The 4,248-nt window shown below is 62.7% G+C and carries 6 protein-coding genes; 5 read left to right on the top strand and 1 reads right to left on the bottom strand.

Annotated features, from left to right (window positions below):
* The 3 genes from EN906_RS24860 to EN906_RS24850 form a co-directional block, all read left to right on the top strand.
* On the top strand, positions 1-376 hold a 376-nt coding region (locus EN906_RS24860; RefSeq protein WP_164777333.1), incomplete at its 5' end, for an FCD domain-containing protein.
* Positions 373-1,668, top strand: a complete 1,296-nt coding sequence (locus tag EN906_RS24855) for an MFS transporter (protein WP_127267736.1) — start codon at positions 373-375, stop codon at positions 1,666-1,668. The genes EN906_RS24860 and EN906_RS24855, both read left to right, overlap by 4 nt.
* A 103-nt stretch (positions 1,669-1,771) precedes the next feature.
* Positions 1,772-2,509, top strand: coding sequence for a dienelactone hydrolase family protein (locus tag EN906_RS24850; protein WP_127267737.1), 738 nt, complete (start codon positions 1,772-1,774; stop codon positions 2,507-2,509).
* A gap of 139 nt (positions 2,510-2,648) precedes the next feature.
* Here EN906_RS24850 and EN906_RS24845 read toward each other — a convergent pair whose 3' ends face one another.
* Positions 2,649-3,206, bottom strand: a complete 558-nt coding sequence (locus tag EN906_RS24845) for a DUF308 domain-containing protein (protein WP_127267738.1) — start codon at positions 3,204-3,206, stop codon at positions 2,649-2,651.
* A 138-nt stretch (positions 3,207-3,344) separates the two neighbouring features.
* Here EN906_RS24845 and EN906_RS24840 point away from each other — a divergent pair, with 138 nt between their 5' ends.
* On the top strand, positions 3,345-3,932 hold the full coding sequence (locus EN906_RS24840; protein ID WP_127267739.1) for a TetR/AcrR family transcriptional regulator: 588 nt from the start codon (positions 3,345-3,347) through the stop codon (positions 3,930-3,932).
* Positions 3,933-4,013: 81 nt separating this feature from the next.
* Positions 4,014-4,248 (top strand): FAD-dependent oxidoreductase (locus tag EN906_RS24835; RefSeq protein ID WP_127375451.1); only part of this gene is annotated, 235 nt, incomplete at its 3' end.

Raw genomic sequence — 4,248 nt, 5'->3', positions numbered from 1 at the left:
CCTCGAAGCCGCGAGGCTCGCCGCCTTGCGCCACACGCCAGCCGACCTCGATCGGATGCGGCAATTGCTTGCCGCGCGCGGCACTGTCGCCGAAGGCGGAAGCGAAGCCTTCATCCGGCGCGATCTCGCCTTCCACAAATCGGTTGTCGCGGCGTCCGGCAACAGGGCGATGATGGAGCTCTACGACTTCTTCACCGCTGCCATCACCGAGACCATCCATGCCACCATCGACGGCGATCTGCCCGAGCCGGACCACCAGGCGCATGCGGCAATCGTCGACGCCATTGCCGCGAGCGATCCCGAGCGCGCCGTTGCCGCCGTCCGAGCCTTCATGGCGCCGGTGCTTGCCCAACTTGAAAGACTGCTTTCGCAATGAACCAGAGTTTTCGTCAGCCTGATCCGAAGGCCGAGGTCGAGGGTCTGGAACTCATCGGTGCCGAGGCCGACAGCCTGCCCATGCCGCAGCCGCCTGAACTGCGCAGCCGTGCGGCGCGCATCGTGCTTGGCGCGAGCCTTGTGCTGATCGCCTTCAGTCTGCGGCCGCTGTTTTCGAGCCTGTCGGTGCTGTTGCCCGAGGTGATGCAGGCAACCGGGCTGTCGACAACGGGCGCCAGCCTGCTGACGACGCTGCCCGTCCTGTGCCTCGGCCTGTTCGCGCCCTTCGCGCCAAGGCTTGCGCAGCGCTATGGAGCCGAGCGCACTTTGCTCGGGGCGCTCGCCTTGCTGGTGCTGGGAACCGGCCTGCGCTGGTTCGGTACGGTTCCTCTGCTGTTTGTCGCGACTTTCCTGGCCGGCGGCGCCATTGCCATCGGCAATGTGCTGCTGCCGGGCCTGGTGAAGCGCGATTTCGCCGACAGGGCCGCCGTCATGACCGGGCTCTACACCATGGCGCTCTGCGCCGGCTCGGCCGCCGCCGCCGGCTTCACGCTGCCGATCGAGCATTTTGTCACCGGTTCATGGTCCGGAGCACTTGCTGCCTGGGCGGTGCCGACCCTGATTGTGTTGCTGATCTGGATTCCGCAGGCGCTGGGCAGCCGGCGGCAAGTGAGCCATCAAGGCTTTCGCGTCGTCGGGCTTTGGCGCGATCGCCTGGCCTGGCAGGTGACGCTGTTCATGGGGCTGCAGTCGGCGCTCGCCTATTGCATCTTCGGCTGGCTGGCGCCGATCCTGCGCGAGCGTGGCTTCGATGCGGCCACCGCTGGCGCCATGGTTTCGGTGTCAGTGATGGCGCAGGTCATCACCTGCCTCGCCGTGCCATCCTTTGCGATGCGGCTGAAGGACCAGCGCGGCATCAATGTGGCGCTCGTTGCCACGGCGGTGGTCGCGCTGCTCGGCATTCTCTTTGCGCCGACCTCGACGATGCTGTTCTGGGCGGTCCTGCAAGGCATCGGGCAAGGTGGCCTTATCGCGGCTGCCATGAGCTTGATCGTGCTGCGTTCGCCGGATTCGCATGTCGCCGCGCATCTTTCAGGCATGGCGCAAGGCGTCGGCTATGTGCTGGCGGCATTCGGTCCGCTGCTGGTGGGCCTGATCCGCGACTGGACCGGCAGTTTCTCGGGAACGGCGTTCCTGTTCGTCGCGCTCGGGCTTGGCGTAGCCATCATGGGGCTCGGTGCCGGCCGTGCGCTGCATGTCGGCGCGCGGACCGTGCGCGAGGGCGAGCAATAGCGTCCGCAATCCTGCACGAAATGTTGACTGCCACGCCCCGGGAATGCCTTGCCGTATGGCCTTGCGCGGATATGTATCGCGCATCAGTCGAACGGAGCGGGCGATGACGAAACACGACATTCAGATCAAGACCAGGGATGGTGTTGCCAATGCCGGGCTTTTCCACTCGGCAAACGCATCTCCTGCCAAGGCCGGCGTCATTCTCTATCAGGACGCCTTCGGTCCGCGGCCGGCGCTCGACGGTATGGCCGAGCGGCTCGCGAATGAAGGCTATGCGGTGCTGGTGCCCGACCTATTCTACCGCAATGCGCCCTACGGGCCGTTCGACGCCAAGACCGCCTTCGCCGAGGAAAAGACCAAAATCCCGCTGATGGCGCTGGTCACCGGCACGACACAGGAGATGACCATCAGCGACAGCGGTGCGTTCCTCGACGCGCTTGCTGCCGAGGGCATCACCGGGCCGATCGGCACCGTCGGCTATTGCATGGGTGGCGGCCGGGCGTTGAACGCCGCCGCTAACTATCCCGACAGGATAAGGGCGGCCGCAAGCTTCCATGGCGGCAATCTGGCCAGCGACGCCGCCGACAGCCCGCATCGCAAGGCAGCCTCCATCAAGGCGCGCGTCTATGTCGGCATGTCGGGTGTCGACAGAAGTTTCCCGCCGGAACAATCGATGCGATTGGAGGAAGCGTTGCGGGTTGCGGAAGTCGACCATGTCATCGAGAACTATGCCGGGATGGCGCATGGCTGGTGCGTGCCCGATCATAGCGTTTTCAACGCCGCGGGTGCCGAACGCCATTGGAAGCGGCTGACGACGTTGTTCGCCGAGACGCTGATCTAAGGCAGCGGTCGCGCCCCTGAGCAGGACGCTACGCGTCTTTGAACCAGAACGGCAGCCGATGCGGCAAAGAGTGAGCGATGCTTGCCCTTTCGACGGCGGCAGATGACTTTCACCTTGCCGCCGCCGGATCGGGCAGCACCTAGGCGTTTGCCTTGCGATAGGCTGCTACGACAAGCCAAATTGCGGAAAGCAGAAAGTAAAACGCGCCGAACCCGGCATAAGGGGCGATGTCCAGAATCGTCGGCGCAGCCGTGCCGAGGGATCGGCTGATCATGAAGCCGCCGGCGAGGGCCGACTGCTCACCACTGAGGATCATCGGCCATTGTGCGCCTTGGTAGCGCCAACGCTTTAGTCCCGTGTTCAGCTGCAGCAGGCCTGAGAGGATCGCCCAAACCCCAAACACGGCCAGAACGGCATACATGCTGTTGTTAACCGCCACGATGACGGCGAGCGCCGTTATCGTGCTGACCACGACATTCAAAGCCTGGGACGAGTTGGCCTTCAGGCCGCCATTTACCCTGGCGTCAACCAGATTGGCGAGAGCGTCCCATGCCGGGTAGATCACGAGCAGAAACGCGGTGGGACCGGGTTGCCCGTTGAACAGGATGGCGGCAGCAACCCAGGCGATAGAAAATATGGCGCGTGCGAAATAATAGGATCGTAGCCATCCGGACCGGGTGAAAGATTGGTTTTGCATTGGCAGATTCCTTGTTGCTGTCTACCTATTAGTAGGTAGACAAAACCCCTAAGTCAACCCAATGTCCGGAACACCTCCCTGTGAGAATCGGGAACGATGCAACCTTGACAGTTCGCCTACCAGAAGGTAGGCGGCGATATGAAATCAATGGCTTCGACTTCAGAAAAGATTCTCGATGTCGCGCAGTCTCTCATCGTCGCGGGAGGCTACAACGGGTTCAGCTATGCCGATATCTCGGCTGACATCGGCATCAGGAAGGCGAGTATCCACCATCATTTTCCGACGAAGGCCGAGCTGGTTTCGGTGCTGGTGGATCGTTACAGGCGGCAGGCCGAAGTGGGTTTGGAGTCTCTCCGGGGAGAACTCTCAAGCCCTGCTGAACAACTGCAGTCCTATCTGAACTATTGGCGGACATGCATTCGCGATGCCTCGCCGTCGTTCTGCGTCTGCGCGATGCTCGCCGGCGAGATGCAGATGCTGCCGGAAGAGGTGGCGTCACGCGTTCGTGCCCATTTCCAAAATCTCGCGGGATGGCTTACGTCGGTGCTGCGGGCTGGAATGGAACAGGACTTGTTCCGCTTGAACAACCGGCCGGAGGAGGAGGCCCAGATGCTGATGGCATCGGTTCACGGGGCAATGCTGTCCGCGAGGGCTTTCAGCGATCCCGGGCTGTTCACCATAATCGTCACCCCCCAGATCACCAGGCTGCTGGGACGGGATTGCTAGAAAACTATCGGGCCAAAGTGGTATCAGGCAGCGCAAGTGGCGCGCCCCAAATGAGTTGGTCGAGCGGGAACGAATAGCCTGATGCAATCCTATGATGTAGTGATCATCGGCGCGGGTGCCGCCGGAATGATGTGCGCCGTGGAGACGGCCAAGCGCGGCCGTTCGGTGCTGATCCTCGATCATGCGACGGCGCCTGGCGAGAAGATCCGCATCTCCGGCGGCGGCCGGTGCAATTTCACCAACATCCATGCCAGCCCGCAGAATTTTCTGTCGGGCAATCCGCATTTCTGCATTTCGGCGCTCAGTCGCTACACGC

It is taken from the genome of Mesorhizobium sp. M7A.F.Ca.CA.004.06.1.1 (genome assembly GCF_003999135.1).
Taxonomy (GTDB): Bacteria; Pseudomonadota; Alphaproteobacteria; order Rhizobiales; family Rhizobiaceae; genus Mesorhizobium.
Note: the sequence above shows the minus strand (reverse complement) of the source record. Positions and strands in the feature narration are given on the sequence as shown.